General features: G+C 62.0%; 18 protein-coding genes. 9 read left to right on the forward strand and 9 right to left on the reverse strand.

The features are described 5' to 3' along the window. Positions 1-284: 284 nt before the first annotated feature. Positions 285-1,385, forward strand: coding sequence for a GGDEF domain-containing protein (locus ACSJLU_RS16640; protein ID WP_049294860.1), 1,101 nt, complete (start codon positions 285-287; stop codon positions 1,383-1,385). A 45-nt stretch (positions 1,386-1,430) separates the two neighbouring features. On the opposite strand, the gene ACSJLU_RS16645 is transcribed toward ACSJLU_RS16640, so the two are convergent. The 3 genes from ACSJLU_RS16645 to ACSJLU_RS16655 form a co-directional block, all read right to left on the reverse strand. Continuing rightward, positions 1,431-2,909, reverse strand: coding sequence for an amino acid permease (locus ACSJLU_RS16645; RefSeq protein WP_025303535.1), 1,479 nt, complete (start codon positions 2,907-2,909; stop codon positions 1,431-1,433). A gap of 218 nt (positions 2,910-3,127) precedes the next feature. Continuing rightward, on the reverse strand, positions 3,128-3,994 hold the full coding sequence (gene yieE, locus ACSJLU_RS16650; protein ID WP_025303536.1) for a DNA-binding transcriptional regulator YeiE: 867 nt from the start codon (positions 3,992-3,994) through the stop codon (positions 3,128-3,130). 97 nt (positions 3,995-4,091) lie between these two features. Beyond that, complete coding sequence (locus ACSJLU_RS16655; RefSeq protein ID WP_043136401.1) at positions 4,092-4,289, reverse strand: hypothetical protein; 198 nt, start codon at positions 4,287-4,289, stop codon at positions 4,092-4,094. A 192-nt stretch (positions 4,290-4,481) separates the two neighbouring features. Here ACSJLU_RS16655 and ACSJLU_RS16660 point away from each other — a divergent pair, with 192 nt between their 5' ends. Together ACSJLU_RS16660 and nfo are read left to right on the forward strand one after the other, a co-directional pair. Next, positions 4,482-5,555: a YeiH family putative sulfate export transporter gene (locus ACSJLU_RS16660; RefSeq protein ID WP_049205269.1), complete on the forward strand. Its 1,074-nt coding sequence runs from the start codon at positions 4,482-4,484 to the stop codon at positions 5,553-5,555. Positions 5,556-5,653: 98 nt separating this feature from the next. Continuing rightward, positions 5,654-6,493: a deoxyribonuclease IV gene (nfo, locus tag ACSJLU_RS16665; RefSeq protein ID WP_049205268.1), complete on the forward strand. Its 840-nt coding sequence runs from the start codon at positions 5,654-5,656 to the stop codon at positions 6,491-6,493. A gap of 19 nt (positions 6,494-6,512) precedes the next feature. Here nfo and ACSJLU_RS16670 read toward each other — a convergent pair whose 3' ends face one another. From ACSJLU_RS16670 to fruB, 4 genes are all read right to left on the reverse strand, one after another. After that, entirely contained in the window at positions 6,513-7,106 is a 594-nt protein-coding gene (locus ACSJLU_RS16670) for a DJ-1/PfpI family protein (protein ID WP_025303540.1), read from the reverse strand. A 160-nt stretch (positions 7,107-7,266) separates the two neighbouring features. Next, the gene (fruA, locus tag ACSJLU_RS16675) at positions 7,267-8,952 is read right to left on the reverse strand and encodes a PTS fructose transporter subunit IIBC (protein ID WP_197835094.1); all 1,686 of its coding nucleotides are present in this window, start codon (positions 8,950-8,952) and stop codon (positions 7,267-7,269) included. An 11-nt stretch (positions 8,953-8,963) separates the two neighbouring features. After that, the gene (gene fruK, locus ACSJLU_RS16680; RefSeq protein ID WP_043136417.1) at positions 8,964-9,905 is read right to left on the reverse strand and encodes a 1-phosphofructokinase; all 942 of its coding nucleotides are present in this window, start codon (positions 9,903-9,905) and stop codon (positions 8,964-8,966) included. Continuing rightward, complete coding sequence (gene fruB / locus ACSJLU_RS16685; protein ID WP_049294865.1) at positions 9,902-11,035, reverse strand: fused PTS fructose transporter subunit IIA/HPr protein; 1,134 nt, start codon at positions 11,033-11,035, stop codon at positions 9,902-9,904. The genes fruK and fruB overlap by 4 nt, the downstream gene beginning before the upstream one ends. A gap of 247 nt (positions 11,036-11,282) precedes the next feature. Between fruB and ACSJLU_RS16690 the strand changes: the two genes are divergently transcribed. The 4 genes from ACSJLU_RS16690 to ACSJLU_RS16705 all read left to right on the forward strand — a co-directional run bounded on the left by ACSJLU_RS16690 (position 11,283) and on the right by ACSJLU_RS16705 (position 16,898). Beyond that, on the forward strand, positions 11,283-11,705 hold the full coding sequence (locus tag ACSJLU_RS16690) for a nucleotide triphosphate diphosphatase NUDT15 (protein WP_043136420.1): 423 nt from the start codon (positions 11,283-11,285) through the stop codon (positions 11,703-11,705). A 215-nt stretch (positions 11,706-11,920) separates the two neighbouring features. Continuing rightward, complete coding sequence (locus tag ACSJLU_RS16695) at positions 11,921-13,081, forward strand: NapC/NirT family cytochrome c (RefSeq protein WP_334273805.1); 1,161 nt, start codon at positions 11,921-11,923, stop codon at positions 13,079-13,081. 12 nt (positions 13,082-13,093) lie between these two features. Continuing rightward, positions 13,094-15,568 (forward strand): trimethylamine-N-oxide reductase TorA, encoded by a 2,475-nt coding sequence (torA, locus tag ACSJLU_RS16700; RefSeq protein ID WP_197780995.1) that lies wholly within the window; start codon positions 13,094-13,096, stop codon positions 15,566-15,568. A gap of 154 nt (positions 15,569-15,722) precedes the next feature. Further along, positions 15,723-16,898, forward strand: coding sequence for a sugar efflux transporter (locus tag ACSJLU_RS16705; protein ID WP_099817474.1), 1,176 nt, complete (start codon positions 15,723-15,725; stop codon positions 16,896-16,898). On the opposite strand, the gene ACSJLU_RS16710 is transcribed toward ACSJLU_RS16705, so the two are convergent. Then, positions 16,895-17,149, reverse strand: a complete 255-nt coding sequence (locus ACSJLU_RS16710; protein ID WP_019453627.1) for a YkgJ family cysteine cluster protein — start codon at positions 17,147-17,149, stop codon at positions 16,895-16,897. The genes ACSJLU_RS16705 and ACSJLU_RS16710 overlap by 4 nt on opposite strands. Positions 17,150-17,420: 271 nt before the next feature. On the opposite strand from ACSJLU_RS16710, the gene mtr reads away from it, so the two are divergent. Both mtr and yeiP read left to right on the forward strand, forming a co-directional pair. Then, positions 17,421-18,665 (forward strand): tryptophan permease, encoded by a 1,245-nt coding sequence (gene mtr, locus ACSJLU_RS16715; RefSeq protein WP_089181135.1) that lies wholly within the window; start codon positions 17,421-17,423, stop codon positions 18,663-18,665. Positions 18,666-18,791: 126 nt separating this feature from the next. After that, on the forward strand, positions 18,792-19,364 hold the full coding sequence (yeiP, locus tag ACSJLU_RS16720) for an elongation factor P-like protein YeiP (protein ID WP_004935725.1): 573 nt from the start codon (positions 18,792-18,794) through the stop codon (positions 19,362-19,364). A gap of 43 nt (positions 19,365-19,407) precedes the next feature. On the opposite strand, the gene uxuA is transcribed toward yeiP, so the two are convergent. Beyond that, complete coding sequence (gene uxuA, locus ACSJLU_RS16725; protein ID WP_380824563.1) at positions 19,408-20,598, reverse strand: mannonate dehydratase; 1,191 nt, start codon at positions 20,596-20,598, stop codon at positions 19,408-19,410. Positions 20,599-20,694 lie beyond the last annotated feature (96 nt).

Raw genomic sequence — 20,694 nt, forward strand, 5'->3', positions numbered from 1 at the left:
TGCGCGCAGCCGTCCACAATAAAGCAAACGATAATACTTATCAATCATATCAATCGGTGAAAACAGCGTTATCGAAATGTAACAATTTGTTTTTACACGCCATTTTTCAAACCACCACGCTTACCCCCGCCAGCGGCCAGTAGGTTCATTATTCTGAAAGTGATCCCTGATCCGACCAGACTCTGACAAATAACGGCAAAACCACATAGAATCCAAAGCCACAGCACCGCGCGTGCAAAAAACCTTCAGGCCGCCGCAAGAGCGGCCTTATTGACGAGGCTGTAATGAGAAGTCCATCTCCGGCGACAACGCCCAAACGCCCGGCGCTGCTGAACTGGCTGTTATACAGCCCGCTGCAGGCCGATGACGAGCCGTTTCAACGCCAGCTGCGTCTCACGCTGACGCCCTCTCCTCTCACTCCCTGGCTGAATGCCGCAGGGCCGGTCGCGCTGTTGGTGGGGTACGCCTGGCTGAACCGACCGCTGGTCGGTATCGGCCTGCTGCTGCTGTTGCTGCTGTTGACCGCCGGGCGAGCCTGGCTGGCGCGCCGGCGTCAACCCGCCTGGCCGGACGCCATGCTGGTGACGGTGTTGCTGTGGACGCTGCTGGTCGGCGCCAGCGCCGCGCTGGCGATGCTGTCGGGCCGCTTCGTTTTAATACTTTTCGCCGGCCTCACCATCACCGCTCTGGCCTGCTGGCTGATGCAGCGCCACGCCGCCGCGCCACGCTTCGCGCTGCTTGAGGTGATCGCGCTGACGCTGCCTTACCTGCTGGCAGCACCGCTGTCGCGCGTGCAAAATCTGTTTGTCCTGGCGGACCTCGCGCCGCTGTGGCTGGTGCTGGCCCATGGCATGATCGCACGCTACCACCGCCAACTGGTGCAGCACGTCACGCTGGCCTGGGAGAAGCAGCAGGCGTCGCACCGCGATCGCCTGACCGGCTTCCTCAACCGCGCGGGCGGCGAGGTGGTGATGCGCAGCATCTGCCGCCCCGCAGCGGCACAGACGATCTCTCACCTGTTCATTCTTGAGTTTGGTCCGCTGGCGGCGCTCTACCAAAGCCACGGCGTCCAGATCGGCGACGACGTACTGCGCACCGTCGGCGAGCGTCTCAAGACGCTGATCCGCCCGAGCGACTACGTCTGCCGCTATACCGGCGGCCTGTTTTTGATTCTGGTGCACGATCTGCCCTACGGCGCGGAAAGCGAGTTCCTGGCGCGCATCGTGCCGCCGCTGGAGGCACCTTACGATTTTGGCGCGTTCGGCGAGGTGAACATGCAGCTCAACGCTGGCATTGTGGCGCTGACGCAGCATTATGCGACGGTGGAAGATTTGATGAGTTCGGCGCAGCAGGCGCTGGCGGAAGCCAAAGGCGGGAAAAAGTAAAGCCAAACGCGGCGGGAACCCCCGCCGCGTATCACTCACCGAAAATTACTTCACGTCCATCTTCGGGAATTCCATTTCGCTGTACTTCACGACACGGGTGCCTTGCGACAGCTTGTAACCGAACCAGATCAGCAGGAACAGTGGAATGCCGATGTAGGTCGCGGTCACGCCGTACCAGTCGATCTTATCTTGCAGGAAGGCCTGGTAGTTCTGCCCCAGGGTAATGATCAGGCACAGCACGAAGGCGAAGATCGGCCCCAGAGGGAAGAACCCGGAACGGTACGGCAAATCGTTCAGATCGCGCCCCTGCAGCATGTAACCGCGACGGAAACGGTAGTGGCTGATGGCGATGCCCAACCAGGCGATGAAACCGGTCATGCCCGAGGTATTCAGCAGCCACAGGTAAACCGACTGGTTGCCGAACATTGACGTCAGGAAGCACAGGCCAGCCACCACGCAGGTCGCATACAGCGCGTTACGCGGCACGCCGCCTTTCGACAACTTGGCGAAAATGCGCGGCGCCTTGCCTTCCGACGCCAGGGTGTACAACATGCGGGTCGATGCGTACATGCCCGAGTTACCGGCCGACAGCACCGCCGTCAGGATCACCGCGTTCATCACCGCCGCCGCCGACAGCAGGCCGGCATGCTGGAACACCAGGGTGAACGGGCTGACGCTGATGTCTTTCACGTCGTTGCGCAGCAGGCTCGGATCGGTGTACGGAATGATCAGGCTGATGATCAGAATGGCGAAGATATAGAACAGCAGGATACGCCAGAACACCTGACGCACTGCGCGTGGGATGTTTTTACCCGGATTCTCCGATTCGCCGGCCGCGATACCGATGAGCTCGGTGCCCTGGAACGAGAAGCCGACGATCATGGCCACGCCGATCATCGCCGAGAAGCCGCCGGCAAACGGCGCGTCTCCTACCGTCCAGTTCTGCCAGCCGGCATGCTCGCCGCCCTTCAGAATGCCGACGATCATCAGCACACCGACGGCGATGAAGATAATCACCGTGCTGACCTTGATTAACGCGAACCAGTATTCCGCCTCGCCGAACCCTTTCACCGAAATGTAGTTCAGCAGGAACATCAGGCCGAGGAACAGGGCGCTCCAGATCCAACCAGGGGTGTCCGGGAACCAGTAGTTCATTACCAACTGCGAGGCCACCAGGTCAACGGCGATGGTCACCGCCCAGTTGTACCAATAGTTCCAGCCCAGCGCGAAGCCGAAGCCTTCTTCCACGTATTTGGCGCCGTAAGTGGAGAATGAACCGGAGACTGGCATAAAGGCCGCCAGTTCGCCCAGGCTGGTCATCAGGAAGTACACCATCAAACCGATCAGAGCGTAAGACAGCAGCGCCCCGCCGGGGCCCGCCTGAGAAACCGTGGCCCCCGAGGCCACAAACAGGCCGGTGCCGATGGAGCCGCCGATGGCGATCATGGTCAAATGCCGGGCTTTCAGCTCGCGGCGCAATCCGGGTGCTTGCTGCCCCGATGTTTTTATATCCTGCTGAGCCATTCGTACCCTATCTGCTCTTTGAAAAAATGAGGGCGGATTGTAACAAATACCCGCCGGTGAACTAGCAACATTGCACTGATATAAGATAGCTTCATAATTCAGAGGCAATTATTAGCCGCGGCCCTTATGGCCTTACTTACTCTCATTAATGTGAGCGCGCGCAGGTTTTTATGCTTTCTTCGGCCTGCGCAGCAGCAGAGGACGTGACGCGCTGTCGATTACAGCGCGCAATAGCTGAGAAAACGCTGCAAGGCGTTGGAAATGTGCTTTTGCCGATGGCGGATCAGGTACAGGGTGCGCCGCAGCGGCGGCAGCGGCACCGGCAGTTCTACCAGTGCGCCGCTGGCCAGCTGTTCTGCCACCACGCGCCGCGACAGGCAGCTGATGCCGATACCGTGCCGCACCGCGTGCTTGATCGCCTCCGAGTTGCCGAGTTCCATCACCAGCTGGAAGTGCGGCAGGTGCGCCAACAGCAGATGATCCAGCACCTCGCGGGTGCCCGAACCACGCTCGCGCAGGATCCAAGGCGCATTGGCCAGCGCCTCCAGCGTCGGCGGTTGGTGGGTCAAGGGATTGTCCGGCGCGGCAAACACCACCAGCTCGTCCTCCAGCCACGGCTGCGTCACCAGCTCCGGCATATGGCAAGGCCCTTCGATCAGCCCCAAATCGACGCGAAAATCCGCCACCGCTACGATCACGTCCTGGCTGTTGCCAACGTTCAGCTCCAGCGGCGTGGCCGGAAAATCCCGACGGTAACGGGCGATCATCTCCGGCAGCATGTAGTTGCCGATGGTGCTGCTGGCGGCGATGCGCAGCGCCCCGCCGTCATGGCGGAACAGCTGCTCTATCTCCCCCGCCTGTTCCAACAGCGCCAGCGCCTTGGGATACAGCAACCGGCCGTGCTCGTTGATCACCAGCCGTTTGCCGACGCGATCGAACAGCTGCACGCCCAGCTGCCCCTCCAGATCCGCCAGCGCCGCGCTGACCGCCGACTGCGACAGCGCCAGCACCACCGAGGCCTGAGTGGTCGAACCGCTTTTCAGCACTTCGGTGAAAACTTCCAGTTGACGCAACGTGATATGCATAGCCGTCCCGGTATTGAAAGAAGGTTCTGCCAGAGAACCCAACATGGTGATGTGGGCAGCCCGGCCAGGCTACCCTGTTTGCGGCCAGATCGGCGCGCTATTTACCCAACGCGACCAGCTGCGCCGCCGCGGCCAGCACCGGCTCGCGCGGCGTGCCGGCTTCGTCCCGCAGTATCAATTGCAGCATCGCAACGAGATGATCGCGGTCGATCGCCTTGTTTTCTTCAATCAACCGCCGCACCGCGCGCCCCACTTCCTGATCTACCTGCTCTCTGCGTTGATCGTCGGTATCCATCGCCTGCTCCTGTTAGTTGGAAAGTTGACGGCGGCTCGCCGCTCCTCCACACCCTAGCCGCAATGCGGCGTTATGCCAATGCCTGATCCCATACCACTTATTCAGATAGGTTATAAATATATAATCAATTTCTCTTTTATTCAGCCCAAACGTACTCTTAGCAGCAAGAAACAGACTGAAGGACTGACTTTTATGGCGACTGATACCACTCACACCTATCCCGAGCGACGCTTTCCGCTGTTTGGCCTGCCACGGCTGGTGCCGGGGCTGGCGCTGACCGGCGCGCTCACCGCGTTGGCCGTCTGGGCCGGCGATATTCCCTGGGTGGCGGAGCTGGGGCTGGGGGCGCTGACGCTGGCGATCCTGCTCGGCATTCTGGTGGGCAACACGCTGTACCCCCACTGGCAAACCGTTTGTCACAGCGGCGTACAGCTGGCCAAACAGCGGCTGCTGCGTCTGGGGATTATCCTTTACGGCTTCCGGCTGACCTTTCAGCAGATCGCCGACGTCGGCGCCAGCGGCATCATCATCGACGCACTGACCCTGATCACCACTTTCCTGCTGGCCTGCTGGCTCGGCAAGAAAGTGTTCGGCATCGACAGCCAGACCGCGATACTGATCGGCGCCGGTAGCAGCATTTGCGGCGCGGCGGCGGTGATGGCCACCGAGCCGGTGCTGAAGGCCGATTCCAGCAAAGTGGCGGTAGCGGTCTCGACCGTGGTGGTATTCGGCACCCTGGCTATTTTCGTTTATCCCTGGCTGTATCAGTTGAATGAACACTTCCAGTGGCTGCCGTTCAGCCAGGAAACCTTCGGCATTTACGCCGGCTCCACCATCCACGAAGTGGCTCAGGTGGTCGCCGCCGGGCACGCCATCGGGCCGGACGCCGAAAATGCGGCGGTGATCGCCAAGATGATCCGCGTGATGATGCTGGCGCCGTTCCTGCTGCTGCTGTCGGGCTACATCAGCCGCGGCAGCGCAGGCAAGGCGGAAAAATCCGCCATCACCATTCCGTGGTTCGCCGTGCTGTTTATCGCCGTCGCCGGGCTGAACTCCTTCAACCTGCTGCCGGCCACGCTGGTGCGCCATCTGATCACCGCCGACACCTGGATGCTGGCGATGGCGATGGCGGCGCTGGGGTTGACCACCCACATCAGCGCCGTGCGCCAGGCCGGGATGAAACCGATTCTGCTGGCGACGCTGCTGTTCGTCTGGCTGCTGGTCGGCGGCGGCGCGATAAACCAACTGGTGCAACACCTGCTGTAATCCCCCTCGGCGGTCCGCTTCGGCGGGCCGCCGCTTTTCGCCATTCAATCCGCCCGCCATCAATGCCATAATGTCACCGATAACACAGGAGAATGAAGATGAAGTTTGTCGGTGCACATGTCAGCGCGTCAGGCGGCGTGGATCAGGCGGTTATCCGCGCGCACGAATTGGAGGCGACCGCGTTCGCCCTGTTCACCAAAAATCAGCGTCAATGGAAGGCCGCACCGCTGGCCGCCGACGTGATCGATAAGTTCAAGAGCGCATGTGCCCAGTACGGCTTCGGGCCGGGGCAGATCCTGCCGCACGACAGCTACCTGATCAATCTGGGCCACCCGGTGGCCGAGGCGTTGGAAAAATCGCGCGAGGCGTTTATCGACGAACTGCAGCGCTGCGAACAGCTGGGGCTGACGCTGCTGAACTTCCATCCCGGCAGCCACCTGCTGCAAATCGATGAAGACAAGTGCCTGGCGCGCATCGCCGAATCGATCAACATCGCGCTGGATAAAACCGCCGGCGTGACGGCGGTGATCGAGAACACCGCCGGCCAGGGCAGCAACCTGGGCTTCAAATTCGAACATCTGGCGGCGATCATCGACGGCGTGGAAGATAAGAGCCGCGTCGGCGTTTGCATCGACACCTGCCACGCCTTCGCCGCCGGGTACGATCTGCGTACCGAAGAAGACTGCGAGCACACCTTCAAGCAGTTGGGCGACATCGTCGGCTTCAACTACCTGCGCGGCATGCACCTGAATGACGCCAAGAGCGAGTTCAACAGCCGCGTCGACCGCCACCACAGCCTGGGGGAAGGCAACATCGGCAAAACGGTGTTCAGCTACATCATGCGCGATCCGCGCTTCGACAATATTCCGCTGATTCTGGAAACGGTAAACCCGGATATCTGGGCGGAAGAGATCGCCTGGCTGAAAGCACAGCAGTAACCCTCCCTTGGCCGCTCGCCTATGCGCGAGCGGTTTCCCCCACCGTGTGCTCCGCCGCCAGCATGGCGCTGAACTGGCGCAGCGTTTCTTCATCCAGGCCCGCCGCCCTAAACACCGCGGTGGTAAAGCTGACCGGCGCCGAGCCTGGTGCCGTAATGACACGGTCATCCACGACGGCGGCGGCGCTCGCAACGTAATGGCGCTGCCCGCTGTAGCCCTCAACATTGCCCGTCAAGAACTCGGCAGCGTTGGAGGTATGCGCCCTGCCGTTCAACAGGCCAGCCCGCGCCAACGCCAACGTCCCGCCGCAAATGCCCGCCAGAGTCGCGCCGCGTTGAGACTGCTCGTTGAGCAACGCGCGGATATCCGGCGCCCGTTCGGTTTCCCACAGGGTGCCGCCGACCACCACCAGCACCTCGGGGCGCCAATCCGCCAGTTCGGCCACGCTTTTTTCAACCTCGACCGTCAGCCCGCCCTGTGAGCGAAGCGTTCCGGCCTGCGGCGCAAAAAACGCCACCTCCAGCCCATAAAACGGGCCGCCAACGCCGGCAATCAGCGCGTATTCCCAATCGGCGAAACCGGGTGTGAGTACGATCGCCACTTTTTTAGCCACGGATGAATCTCCTTGAGTCATTGCTTGTTCGCAGGAACAAAGTCGCGCTATCAGCTTAGAAAGCGTTGTGGTTTCTGACCAGGGGTAAATCGTGCTAACTGCCTAAGGCACAAACAAAAACGCGCAGCTCGGGGCTGCGCGTTTTGCGGTATCGCGAGGCTTACGCCGCGGCGGTAACCGGTACTTCAGCACGTTTCAGCAGGGCATAAGCTACGCCCGCCAGCAGCGTACCGGCGGCGATCGCCACCAGGTACAGCAACACCGGCGAAATCGCGCCCGGGATCAGCAGCACGAACAGCCCGCCGTGCGGTGCCATCAGTTTGGCGCCGAAGGCCATCGACAGCGCGCCGGTCAGCGCCCCGCCGGCGATGCAGCACGGCAACACGCGCATCGGGTCGCGGGCGGCGAACGGAATCGCCCCTTCGGTGATGAAGCACAGCCCCAGCACCAACGCCGCCTTGCCGCCTTCCTGTTCGGATTTCGGGAACTTGCGGCGCGCCAGCAGTGTCGCCAGACCCATCGCCAGCGGTGGCACCATGCCCGCCGCCATGATCGCCGCCATCGGCGCATACACCGAAGAGCTGAGCAGCGCCACGCCAAACGCGTAGGCCGCTTTGTTCACCGGGCCGCCCATGTCGGTACACATCATGCCGCCGAGGATTGCCCCCAGCAGTACGGCGTTGGCGGTGCCCAGCGATTGCAGCCAATGGGTCAGACCTTCCATGATTTTCGCCACCGGCGTGCCGACCACGTAAATCATGATGAGGCCGGTGATCAGGCTGGCGACCAGCGGAATGATCAAGATGGGCTTCAGCGCTTCCATACTTTGCGGCAGGCGCAGCTTGCTGCTGATCGCCTTGGCGACATAACCCGCCAGGAAGCCGGCGATGATGCCGCCGAGGAACCCGGCGCCGGTGCTCACCGCCAGCATGCCGCCGATCAGGCCCGGCGTCAGGCCCGGACGATCCGCGATGGAGAAGGCGATAAAACCGGCCAACACCGGCACCATCAGCGCAAAGGCGGAGCCGCCGCCGATCTGCATCAGCGCCGCCGCCAACGTGCCTTTGACTTCAAACGCCTTGATGCCGAACACGAACGACAGCGCGATGCACAGACCGCCGGCCACCACCATCGGCAGCATGTAGGACACGCCGGTCAGCAGGTGGCGATACGGGCCGCTGCCCTCTTTCTTTTTCGCCGCCGGCGCCGCGCTACCGCGCTGCTGCGGCTGGAACACCTCCGCCTCGGCCTGCGCCTTGTCCAGTTCCTGCGCGGTTTTCTTCAGCGCCAGACCCGTGGAAGTACGATACATCGGCTTACCGGCAAACTTGTCCAGATCCACTTCGATGTCCGCCGCGACGATCACCAGATCCGCCGCCGCCACTTCTTCCGGGGTGATGGCGTTGCCGGCGCCGACGGAACCGCGCGTTTCCACCTTCACCCACCAGCCGCGTTTCTTGGCTTCGCTTTCAATGGCTTCGGCCGCCATAAAGGTATGCGCCACGCCGGTTGGGCAAGCGGTGATCGCCACGATGCGTTTTTGCCCATTGGCTTTCACCGGTGCCGCCGCCTGCGGCACCTGATAGGTTTCAGCTTCGGCCTGGGCACGCGCCAGAAAAGCGTCCGGTTCCCGCACCGCCTGTTCGACATCGCCCACATACACCAATTTGCCGTTCAGCCCGGCGTCAGCAGGAGCAGCCTGCCCCGCCACCACCACCAGTTCGGCGTCCTGCAGTGACTCGACCAGCGTCAGGCCAGTTTTGGCCGCGGCGGCCTCCAGCATGCGTTTCGCCAGGTGGCCACGGGCCTGCCCCAGCGAACTGTCTACCATCAGCAGCGTTTTCATTCTGCCTCCTGCTATTGATTGAAAGGTTTCAGATCGACGCGCGCCATCATCGCGGCCAACTGGGGACGATCGGTCACGCCGACGTTGCTTTGGCTGACCGCCAGCGCCGCTACCGCCGTGGCCAGACGCAGAGTGTGTTCGCTGGATTCGCGCATCAGCAGGCCGTAAATCAGGCCACCGACCATCGAATCGCCGGCGCCCACGGTGCTGACCACCTCACAGGACGGCGGTTTGGCGATCCAGGCGCCGGAGGCGTTAACCCACAGCGCGCCTTCCGCGCCGAGGGAGATGACCACGTGGGCGATGCCCTGTTCACGCAGCGCATGCGCGGCCTCGACCACGTCCGCCAGCGTCGGCAGCGGGCGACCGGCCCAGATTTCCAGCTCGCGGCGGTTCGGCTTCACCAGCCACGGCGAGGCCTTCAGCCCGGCGACCAGCGCTTCGCGGCTGCTGTCGAAAATGATGCACGGGCACTTGGCGCGCAGCTGGGTCATCCAGTCGGTAAAGGCGTCGGGATCGACACCGGCCGGCAGACTGCCGCTCACCGCCACCATGTCGAACTGGCCCAGCCAGCTCAGCGAGTCGCTGACGAAGCGATCCCAGTCCTGTGATGTCACTTCAAAGCCGGAGAAGTTGAAATCGGTCACCTCGCCGTCTTTTTCCGTCAGCTTGACGTTGATGCGGGTGCGGCCCGGCACCACCTGAAAGCGATTGGCGATCCCCAGATCGCTGAACAGCAGTTGGAAACCGTCCTGATTGTCTTTGCCCAGGAAGCCGCCGACGGTGACGTCGATGCCTAAATCCTTCAACACTTTGGCGACGTTAATGCCCTTACCGGCGGCGTGCAGGCCGGCGGTTTTTACCCGGTTGACTTCCCCGCGCTCGATCTGCGGGCAGAAACCCACCAGATCGTACGCCGGGTTCAGGGTGATTGTTGCTACTCTTCTGCTCATGCTGCGCCCTCGCCCAGTCCTTCATTAATCGCTTCGCCAATCGCCTTCAGCGCGGCTTCAGCATCTTCTCCATTGGCGGTAAAGCGCAGGTGATGCCCTTTCTTCACGCCCAACGCCACCACCTTCATCAGGCTGCGCCCGTTGGCCGGCTTGCCGCTGCCGTCCAGGTTGGTGACGGTGATGTCACTGTTGAAACTTTTGATCACGTTGACCAGCGCCGTGCCCGGCCGCGCGTGCAGGCCATGCTCGTTGCGGATCACGAATTCGGCGCTCAGCACGCTGCTCTCTTCCGCCACGTCGCTGGTCAACAGCGCCAGCACCCCGGCGGCATCCGCCTTCAGCAAGCGTTCAGCTTTGTTGGCCAGCAGCAGATCGCTGAGGTAGTTGAGCACCGCCAGCGGCTGCGCGTCGGCGACCGACACCGTCAGCAGCAGCGCCACCGGCTCGCCATCTTCCACGAAAGCCTGCGCCGGGCGGCTGACGGTGGCCGCGCTGGCCAGGTTGCCTTCAACGCTGTCGCTCAGCCAAATGCCCTGCCCCAGATTCAGCGGCCTGCGGGTGATGACATCGCTGACGAACTGCGCGTTGACCGCCCCGATTTTTTGCAGACGGCCGGCGTTCAGCGCCTGCAGCGTCATCAGGCTGTCGGCCGCGACGTCGAGCGCAATCAGCGAAACGTCGAACTGGAATTCAGCGCTCTGCCGTTCGCCCATCAACAGGCTGCGCAGCTCTTCCGCGGAGGTGGTTTTCGCCAGCCGCTCCGCCACGCTGTCATCGCTCAGCACGTGGGTGAGCTGACGCAGCAGCGCCAAATGCTCGTCGGAACGGGCGGCAATACCGATCGCCACATAGGCGGTCTGGCCTTCCCCCCACGCGATGCCCTGCGGGAACTGGAACACCTGCACGCCGGTTTTCAACACCAGATCGCGGGTATCGGTGGTGCCGTGCGGAATGGCGATGCCGTTACCCAGGTAGGTGGACGTCTGCAGTTCGCGCTGCAGCATGCCGTCCACGTAACCGGCGCTGACGCAGCCGGCTTCGGTCAGCGCGGCGGCCACCTGACGGATGGCCCCCTGCTTATCGGCGGCAGCGGCGCCCAGATGAATGTCTTGCGGTGACAACTGGAACATGATTCTCCTCTCCTGCTGAATTGAATCGTTTCAGCTTTATTGAGAAAAAGGAGCGTTACCCGCTGCCCACAAGCGGTCGGATAACGCTGAAACGTTTCAAGGAGTGTGTAAGCAGCGCAAGATGAAAGCAAGCTTTCTCCCTTTCGCCATTGCAGATTTTTGAGCTTACGCACACTTTCATCGGCGCATTGGTCAGCGCCGGGGCAAAATGACATACTGTGCTGAAACTTTGCTGACGGAGAAAAGCATGAACGTAGTGACGGGCGTCGGGGTGATCATCGTCAACCCACAAGGTGAGATTTTGTTGGGCAAACGCTGCGGCTCCCACGCGCCCTTTTGGTCGATCCCCGGCGGACATCTGGATGCCGGTGAAACCTTCGAGCAGTGCGCCCAGCGCGAAATCGCCGAAGAAACCGGGTTGATCATCGATCCGCCGCGCTTCGTTGGCGTCAGCAACAATCTGCAAACCTGGCACGCCGAAGGCAAACACACCGTGTCTATCTGCCTGCAGGTGGATCACCCCGGCGGCGAAGCCGAGCTGAAAGAACCCGAAAAATGCGCCGAATGGCGTTGGTGCGCGCCAGACTCTCTACCGGAACCCCATTTCGAAGCCAGCCGCACAGCGATCCGCCTGTGGCTGAGCGGCCAAGCCTATCTGCCCACGGCCTGACCCATCGCGAGCGCGTGCTGCGCCGCCCCACCGCTATATAAATTAGAATATAACGCTATTTTTTGCGATATAAACCATTTTTTTGACTACGGATAACCCCATGGGGTTAACCCTCTTCTATTATTACCCCTGCAATCGACGTGGCATTCTGACCTTCGGTCGGTGGCCTTTTGGCAAGATTTTATTTTAAATTCATAATTATAAGCGGGTTTACCATGAGCAAAAAACTGACTGGCTTTGAAAAAAAGCGCCGGTGGGGATGGTTATGGCTTTTGCTGCTGGGGATTATCCTCGGCGCGGCGCTGTTGGCCGGGACTGCCACCGTATTCCATAAAACCAGCGATACCGCCTTCTGCGTTTCCTGCCACACCATGCAACAACCGCTGGCCGAATATCAGGGCAGCGTCCACTTCCAAAACACCAAGGGCATCCGCGCCGAGTGCGCCGACTGCCACGTCCCCCATCAGCCGATCGATTACCTGTGGACCAAGATCCGCGCGGTAAAAGACATCTACGGCGAGATGGTCGGCACCATCGATACGCCGGAAAAATACGAAGCGCACAAGCTGGCGATGGCGCAGTCGGTCTGGAAGACGCTGAAAGAAAACGATTCGGCCACCTGCCGTTCCTGCCACAGCTACGACGCCATGGACATCACCGCCCAGCGCCCTGAGGCGCGCCTGCAGCACCCGGTGGCGATCAAACAGGGCGAAACCTGCATCGACTGCCATAAAGGCGTGGCCCACATTCTGCCTGACATGAGCGGCGAAACCCAGGCCGGTGCCGCCGAGCTGGCCAAGGCCGCGGCGCTGACCGCACCGGGCGCCACCACCCTCTACACCATCGCCACCGAACCGTTCTTCCTCGGCGCGGACGACAGCCATAACGCCGGCAACCTGATGCCGTCCACCGAAGTGCAGGTGGTGAAACAGGAGGGCGACAAGGTGCAGGCCACCGTGAGCGGCTGGCAGCAAGACGGCGTCAGCGAAGTGTTCTACGCGGCGCAGGGCAAACGCATCCTCAGCGTGCTGTTGGGCGAAGACGCGCGCAAACAGCTGAAGACCGCGTCCACCCAGACCGATGCGGAAACCGGTCTGGTCTGGCATCAGGTCTCTTTGCAAGTGTGGTTGCCGCGTAAACAGTTGATCGACGACCAGCAAAAAATCTGGCGTTACGCCGCGGACATGATGTCGGCCAACTGTACCGGCTGCCACGGGCTGACCGCGCTCGATCGCTTCAACGCCAACCAATGGATCGGCGTCATCAAAGGCATGGCGCCGCGCACCTCGCTGACGCAGGAACAGCTGCGCGTGCTGACACAATACGTACAAAAACACGCCAGCGACATGCCAACTGCCGCACCGGCCAAGCTTTAAGGGAGAAGCGCAATGAGCAACCAACAACCGTTAACAATGAGCCGCCGCCGCTTCCTGACCGGTGCCGCCGCGCTGGCCACCGCCCCGCTGCTGGCAGGCTTATGGCCCAAAGCGGCGCTGGCGCAGGCCATCAGCGAAGCGCTGCCGCAGTTCATCGTCTTGCGTCAGGCGCAAAAAGGCATCCTGACCGGCGCCCACTGGGGCGCGTTTGAGGCCATCGTGCAGGACGGCAAGATGGTCGGCGTGCAGCCGGTGCAGGACGATCCGTATCCCAATGAGCTGATCACCATGGCGCCTTATCAGGTGCACGCCGAGAACCGCATCAAATACCCGATGGTACGTAAAAGCTGGCTGGAAGGCGGCCCCGGCAGCCGCACCGAGCTGCGCGGCCGTGACGAGTGGGTGCGCGTCAGCTGGGACAAAGCGACCGAGCTGGTGTGCAATGAGATCACCCGCCTGCAAAAAGATCACGGGCCGCAGTCGATCTACGCCGGTTCCTACGGCTGGAAAAGCGTCGGCATGCTGCACAACAGCCGCACGCTGCTGCAGCGCCTGATGAACCTGACCGGCGGTTTCCTCGGCTACGCCGGCGACTACTCCACCGGCGCGGCGCAGGTGATCATGTCGCACGTGGTCGGCTCGATGGAGGTCTACGAACAGCAGACCGCCTGGCCGAACGTGATCGAGAACAGCGAACTGGTGATCCTGTGGGGCTGCAACCCGATGGTCACGCTGAAAAACAGCTGGAACGTGCCGGATCACGTCGGCCAGACCGGCTTCGAGGCGCTGAAGAAGAAAGGCACCCGGGTGATCAGCATCGATCCGGTGCACAGCGACAGCGCCAAGTTCGTCAATGCGCAGTGGATCGCCCCGCGTCCTTATACCGACGGCGCCATGCTGATCGGCATCGCCCACACGCTGCTGACCGAGAAGCTGCATAACCCGGACTTCCTGAAAACCTACACCGTCGGCTTCGACAAGTTCCAGGCCTACCTGCTGGGCGAGAGCGACGGCGTGGCGAAAACCGCCGAATGGGCGGCCGACATCAGCGGCGTCGATGCCGACACGCTGCGCGGTCTGGCGCGCGAGATGGCGAAGCATCGCACCATGATCATGGGCGGCTGGGGCATTCAGCGCCAGCACCACGGCGAACAGCAGCACTGGCTGCTGGTGACGGTGGCGGCGATGCTCGGCCAGATCGGCCTGCCGGGCGGCGGCTTCGGCTTCAGCTACCACTATTCCTCCGGCGGCAGCCCGACCGCCAAAGGCGGCATCATCGCCGGCATCTCCGCCGGCAACGCGCCGAAGAACTCCCCGGCGCCGATCCCGGTGGCGCGCATCGCCGAATGCCTGAGCAACCCGGGCAAAACCATCGACTTCAACGGTGCCAAGGTCACCTACCCTGAGGTGAAAATGGTGTATGTGGCGGGCGGCAACACCTTCCACCAGCATCAGGACACCAATAACCTGGTCAAAGCCTGGCAGCGGCCGGACACCATCGTGGTCAACGAGCCTTACTGGACCGCCACCGCCAAGCATGCCGACATCGTGCTGCCGGCCACCACCAGCTACGAGCGCAACGATCTGGAGATGGGGGGTGACTATTCGCAGCTCTATGTGTTCCCGATGCATCAATGCGTGCCGCCGCAGCACGAATCGCGCAGTGACTTCGACATCTTCTCGGCGATGGCGGCCAGGCTGGGCGTGCAGGAGGCCTTTACCGAGGGCAAGGATGAAACCCAGTGGCTGAAAGGCATGTATGACGACATGAAAAACCAGGCGCGCGCCGCGCGGGTGGCGCTGCCGCCGTTCGACATGTTCTGGCAATCCAATAACTACGTGCGTTTCCCGGTGCCCGAGGCCAATAAGCAGTGGGTGCGCTTCGCCGATTATCGTGACAACCCGCTGCTGAACCCGCTGGGCACGCCGTCGGGCAAGATCGAGATCTACTCCGACGCGATCGCCAAAATGCATTATGCGGATTGCCCCGGCATCCCGACCTGGATGCCGCCGCACGAGTGGTATCGCGGGCCGGAAGCGGCCAAGTATCCGCTGTCGCTCAATACCGCGCACCCGACCAACCGGCTGCACTCTCAGCTCGACAACACGCCGCTGCGCGAGAAATACGCGGTAGCGGATCGTGAAGCGATCCTGATCCACCCGCAGGACGCGCAGCCGCGCGGCATCAGTGGCGGCGATCTGGTACGGGCGTACAACGATCGCGGCCAGATCCTGGTGGGCGCGGTGGTCAGCGAAGACGTGCGGCCCGGCGTGGTGCGCATCAGCGAAGGCGCCTGGTTCGATCCGGCCGATCCGGCGCAGCCCGGCTCGCTGTGCAAGAACGGTAACGTCAACTGCCTGACCTTCGACATCGGCTCTTCCAGCCTGGCGCAGGGCAACTGCGGGCAGATGGCGCAGCTGCAGATCGAGAAATATCAGGGGCCGGCGCTGAAAAATACCGCGCACGCGGTGCCGCAAGGCGCCTGATTTACCGGCAAGCAAGGGGGCGCAACGCGCCCCTTTTTCTCGTCGCCGCGCGACATATCCGTTTACCCTTCGCCGCAAAGGAGCGGTTTGCGTTTCATTTCAACGGGCGTATGATGCGCGCGACCCTTCCTTTTTCGACGAATTCTCAACCACCATGCCGACTTCATCCGCAGTAACGCGACGCGCGCCCGATCTCACTTCGCTGGCCTTTTTGGCGGTGGCGTTTCTTACCGGCATCGCCGGCGCCCTGCAAACCCCGACGCTGAGCCTGTTTCTGGAAACCGAGGTCAAGGTGCGGCCGGCGCTGGTCGGGCTGTTCTTTACCGGCAGCGCGGTGATCGGCATTCTGGTCAGCCAGTTTCTCGCCGGCCGCTCGGATAAAAAAGGCGACCGCAAATCACTGATTTTTCTCTGTTGCATGCTGGGTGCGCTGGGGTTCACGCTGTTCGCCTGGAGCCGCAACTATTACCTGCTGCTGCTCGTCGGCGTACTGCTCACCAGCTTCGGTTCCACCGCTAACCCGCAAATGTTCGCTCTGGCGCGCGAACACGCCGATCGCACCGGCCGCGAGGCGGTCATGTTCACCTCCATCATGCGCGCCCAGGTCTCGCTCGCCTGGGTCATTGGCCCGCCGATCGCCTTCGCGCTGGCGCTGGGCTTCGGCTTCAAGGCCATGTATCTGGCGGGCGCGGCGGCCTTTGTGCTGTGCGGCCTGCTGGTGTGGAAACGGCTGCCTTCCATGCCGAAAACTGCCGCGGCGAGTGCGCCCCTGGCCGCACCGCGCCAGCATCGCCGCGATGCGCTACTGCTGTTTGGCGCCAGCACTTTGATGTGGACCGCCAACAGCATGTACCTGATCAACATGCCGCTGTATATGGTGCACGAACTGCGGCTGCCGGAGCGGCTGGTCGGCGTGCTGATGGGCACCGCCGCCGGGCTGGAAATCCCGATCATGCTGATCGCCGGTCTGGTGGCGAAACGCTGCGGCAAGCGTTGTTTGATGCTAGGTGCTGCCGTCGCCGGCGTATTATTCTATTGCAGCCTGCTGTTTATCACCGGCAGTGTCCAACTCATCGCCCTGCAGCTGCTGAATGCGGCGTTTATCGGCGTGTTGGCGGGGATCGGCATGCTCTACTTCCAGGATTTGATGCCCGGCCAGGCCGGCACGGCCACCACGCTGTTCACCAACACCATTCGGGTCGGCTGGGTCATTGCCGGCGCCATCGCCGGTGCGGTGGCGGAAATCTGGAACTACCATGCGGTATTTTACGCCGCGCTGGCGATGGCGGCAGGTGCGACGCTGTGTCTGTGGAAGCTGAGGGAAGTTTAGGGCGCGGTGTCCGCTTCCAGCCTGGCGAGGTAGATCAGCGCCTGATCGCGGTGATCGTGGCACATATCGCGGCTCGGCTGCAGGCTGCCGCACACTTTCGGCCGCAGCGGCGAATGAAACAGGCCGCAGCGCAGCTGTTCATCCAGATGAATGCAGCGGGTATTGGCGGGCTTGCCGTTCGGCATGCCGGGGATCGGGCTGGATATTGACGGCGCGATACAGCAGGCGCCGCAGTCGCTGCGACAGTCCATCAGCGCTACTCCTGGTGGGCTGGGGAAAAGAAGCGCGACAATAGCAGCCGCGCGCGGTGGCCGCCAGCAGAATCCCTGCGCCTTGGCGATCTTTACACTCGTCCCGCAACCGTCTTACCCCGCCTGATTCGCCGCCTGGCGAGTAAACGCCCAAAAAGCCGCAATTTAAAGACAAAAACGCGTGAAACGTGCAATCCCCCCGCTTTACATGCGCCATGCACCCATGTACCATTGAGCTAGTACAAAAGAACTTCTTCCATCAGGAGCACGCATGTCTACGGACACCATCCAGAAGCTAGCCCGCCCTTCCGTCCTCGGCGGCGCGATGATCATTGCCGGAACCGCCGTTGGCGCCGGCATGTTTTCCATTCCGATCGTCACTTCCGGTGTCTGGTTCAGCGGCTCCGTCGCGCTGCTGGTGTATACCTGGGCCTGCATGTTGCTTTCCGGCCTGATGATCCTCGAAGCCACGCTGCACTACCCGAGCGGCGCCAGCTTCAACACCATGGTCAAGGATCTGCTGGGTAAGGGCTGGAACGCCGTGAACGGCCTGTCGGTGGCGTTCGTACTCTACATCCTGACCTACGCCTATATCTCCGCCGGCGGCTCGATTATCGCGCATACGCTGGAGGGCATCGTCGGCGTCGGCCAGACCACCGCCGGCCTGGTCTTCGCGCTGGTCGTGGCGTTTATCGTCTGGCTCTCCACCCGCGCGGTCGACCGCCTGAGCACCATTCTGATCGGCGGCATGGTGATCACCTTCGTGATGTCGGTGGGCGACATGTTCACCCACGTGCAGCCTGCGGTGCTGTTCAATACCGGCGATAGCCAGGCCAGCTATCTGCCTTACGCCCTGGCGGCGTTGCCTTACCTGCTGACCTCGTTCGGCTACCACGGCAACATTCCCGGGCTGGTGAAGTACTACCACAAGGACAGCGGCTCCGTGGTGCGCAGCCTGGTGTACGGCACCCTGCTGGCATTGGCTATCTACATCCTGTGGCAGTATGTGATTCAGGGCAATATCGCGCGCGACGCCTTTAAGCAGGTGATCGCCGAAGGCGGCAATATCGGCAGCCTGCTCAAGCAAATGGGCAACGTCTCCAGCAGCCAGACCGTCAGCCAACTGTTGAACGCCTTCTCTTATATGGCGCTGGCCAGCTCGTTCCTCGGCGTGTCGCTGGGCCTGTTCGACTACCTGGCAGACTTCTGCAAGTTCAAGGATGACGCCGTCGGGCGCAGCAAGACCGCGCTGGTGACCTTTGTGCCGCCGACCCTGGCCGCGCTGCTGTTCCCGAACGGTTTTCTGTACGCCATCGGCTTTGCCGGGCTGGCGGCCACCATCTGGGCGGTGATCGTGCCGGCGCTGATGGCGCGCGCCAGCCGCCGCCGCTATCCGCAGGCGGGTTACCGCGCACCGGGCGGTAACGGCGTGATCCTGTTCGTCATCCTGTTCGGCTTGATCAACGCCGCCGCGCATATTCTGTCGCTTTTCGGCCTGCTGCCGGTCTTCCACTAATCCCCGACGGGAGGGCGGCCGCCCTCCCTTTCCCGCACTGTTTTTGCGCCGGGCTATTGCCTGAAATCGGTGGCGCGAGTACCTTGTCGCAACTTCTCTAATACTCTTCATTGCGGATGAATTGAAATGGCAAGAGCTAACGAAATTAAACGCGGCATGGCGATCAGCTACAACGGCAAGCTGCTGCTGGTAAAAGATATCGACGTGCAGAGCCCGAGCGCCCGCGGCGCCAGCACCCTGTACAAAATGCGCTTCTCCGACGTGCGCACCGGCCTGAAAGTGGAAGAACGCTTCAAGGGCGACGATATCCTGGACACCATTTCCCTGTCGCGCCGCAAGGTGAACTTCTCCTATATCGACGGCGAAGAATACGTGTTTATGGATGACGAAGATTACACGCCGTACATCTTCAAGAAAGACCAGATCGAAGACGAGCTGCTGTTCATTCCGGAAGGCGGCCTGCCGGGCATGCAGGTGCTGACGCTGGATGGCCAGGTGCTGGCGCTGGAGCTGCCCCAGACCGTAGATATGGAAATCGTCGAGACCGCGCCGGGCATCAAAGGCGCCTCCGCCAGCGCCCGCAACAAACCGGCCACCATGGCGACCGGTCTGGTGATCCACGTGCCGGAATACCTCAGCGCCGGCGACAAAATTCGCATTCATATCGCCGAACGCCGCTACATGAGCCGCGCCGACTAGTCGGTGCCAACGGGGCCGAGTCTTGGCCCCGTTTCATTTTCCGCTACGGCAACTCCGGGAAAAAACGCCGCTTGAGCGCCAGCTCGACGCCGCGCAACTCCGCCAGCCCTTTCAACCGCCCGATGGCCGAATAGCCCGGATTGGTTTTCTTTTTCAAATCGTCCAGCATCTGATGCCCATGATCGGGGCGCATCGGGATCGGCCGCCGATCGCCGGCCCGTTGCCGACGCAGCTCTTCGGTCAGGATCGCTTCGATCACCGCCACCATGTCCACATCGCCCTGCAGGTGCGCCCCCTCGTGGAAGCTTTTCGGGTTCTCCTCACGGTAGGTGGCGCGCAGGTGGGTGAAGTGAATGCGATCGCCGAAGGTTTCAATCATCCGCACCAGATCGTTGTCGGCGCGCACGCCGTAGGAACCGGTGCACAGGGTGAAACCGTTATGAAGGCTGTCGACGGTCTGCTTCAGCCACTGCATGTCTTCAATCGTGGAGACGATGCGCGGCAGGCCGAGGATCGGCCGCGGCGGATCGTCCGGGTGCACCGCCAGCCGGATGCCGGCCTCTTCCGCCACCGGCACGATGGCGCGCAGAAAGACCGCCATGTTTTCGCGCAATTGCGCCTTGTCGATGCCGTCGTATTCCGCCAGGCGGCGGCGGAACTGATCCAGCGTATAGCCTTCTTCCGCTCCCGGCAGGCCGGCGATGATATTGCCGGTCAGCGTGGCTTTCTCCTCCTCGCTCATGGCGGCGAAATAGGCTGCCGCCTGACTGCGCTCTTGCGGCGTATAGTCCGCCTCGGCGCCGACGCGCTGCAGGATATGCAGCTCGAACGCGGCGAAGGCGATCTGATCGAAACGCAGCGCTTTGGCGCCGTCTGGCAGCGAATAGGCCAGATCGGTGCGCGTCCAGTCGAGGATCGGCATGAAGTTATAGCAGACGGTATCGATGCCGCAGGCCGCCAGGTTGCGCAGCGTCTGCTGGTAATGGGCGATATGCCGCTGCCAGTCACCGCTGTGAGTTTTGATTTCCTCATGCACCGGCACACTCTCCACCACCGACCACACCAGTCCTTTTTCCGCCAGTAACGTCTGGCGCGCGCGGATCTCATCAATCGGCCAGACTTCGCCGTTCGCGATATGATGCAGCGCCGTCACGACTCCGGTCGCCCCGGCCTGACGCACATCATCCAAAGAGACCGGATCGTTCGGGCCATACCAACGCCATGTTTGTTCCATGTTTTGTCCTTATGCCTGTCTCGCATCGCGATGCTGTTATACCAGTTTAACGTAGATGTCAGTTACCTTTAAAGTACTCTTTCGCAACGCGCTGTC

The sequence above is a fragment of the Serratia bockelmannii genome, from assembly GCF_051803255.1.
GTDB classification, from domain to species: Bacteria; Pseudomonadota; Gammaproteobacteria; order Enterobacterales; family Enterobacteriaceae; genus Serratia; species Serratia bockelmannii.

Bases quoted from the DNA above. Each gene is read 5' to 3' on its own strand.
- ACSJLU_RS16660 (WP_049205269.1), top strand. From the start codon at position 4,482: ATGGCGACTGATACCACTCACACCTATCCCGAGCGACGCTTTCCGCTG.
- ACSJLU_RS16695 (WP_334273805.1), top strand. From the start codon at position 11,921: ATGAGCAAAAAACTGACTGGCTTTGAAAAAAAGCGCCGGTGGGGATGG.
- yieE (WP_025303536.1), bottom strand. From the start codon at position 3,994: ATGCATATCACGTTGCGTCAACTGGAAGTTTTCACCGAAGTGCTGAAA.
- uxuA (WP_380824563.1), bottom strand. From the start codon at position 20,598: ATGGAACAAACATGGCGTTGGTATGGCCCGAACGATCCGGTCTCTTTG.
- ACSJLU_RS16710 (WP_019453627.1), bottom strand. From the start codon at position 17,149: ATGGACTGTCGCAGCGACTGCGGCGCCTGCTGTATCGCGCCGTCAATA.
- nfo (WP_049205268.1), top strand. From the start codon at position 5,654: ATGAAGTTTGTCGGTGCACATGTCAGCGCGTCAGGCGGCGTGGATCAG.
- yeiP (WP_004935725.1), top strand. From the start codon at position 18,792: ATGGCAAGAGCTAACGAAATTAAACGCGGCATGGCGATCAGCTACAAC.
- fruA (WP_197835094.1), bottom strand. From the start codon at position 8,952: ATGAAAACGCTGCTGATGGTAGACAGTTCGCTGGGGCAGGCCCGTGGC.
- mtr (WP_089181135.1), top strand. From the start codon at position 17,421: ATGTCTACGGACACCATCCAGAAGCTAGCCCGCCCTTCCGTCCTCGGC.
- fruK (WP_043136417.1), bottom strand. From the start codon at position 9,905: ATGAGCAGAAGAGTAGCAACAATCACCCTGAACCCGGCGTACGATCTG.
- ACSJLU_RS16705 (WP_099817474.1), top strand. From the start codon at position 15,723: ATGCCGACTTCATCCGCAGTAACGCGACGCGCGCCCGATCTCACTTCG.
- ACSJLU_RS16655 (WP_043136401.1), bottom strand. From the start codon at position 4,289: ATGGATACCGACGATCAACGCAGAGAGCAGGTAGATCAGGAAGTGGGG.
- ACSJLU_RS16645 (WP_025303535.1), bottom strand. From the start codon at position 2,909: ATGGCTCAGCAGGATATAAAAACATCGGGGCAGCAAGCACCCGGATTG.
- ACSJLU_RS16690 (WP_043136420.1), top strand. From the start codon at position 11,283: ATGAACGTAGTGACGGGCGTCGGGGTGATCATCGTCAACCCACAAGGT.
- ACSJLU_RS16640 (WP_049294860.1), top strand. From the start codon at position 285: ATGAGAAGTCCATCTCCGGCGACAACGCCCAAACGCCCGGCGCTGCTG.
- fruB (WP_049294865.1), bottom strand. From the start codon at position 11,035: ATGTTCCAGTTGTCACCGCAAGACATTCATCTGGGCGCCGCTGCCGCC.
- torA (WP_197780995.1), top strand. From the start codon at position 13,094: ATGAGCAACCAACAACCGTTAACAATGAGCCGCCGCCGCTTCCTGACC.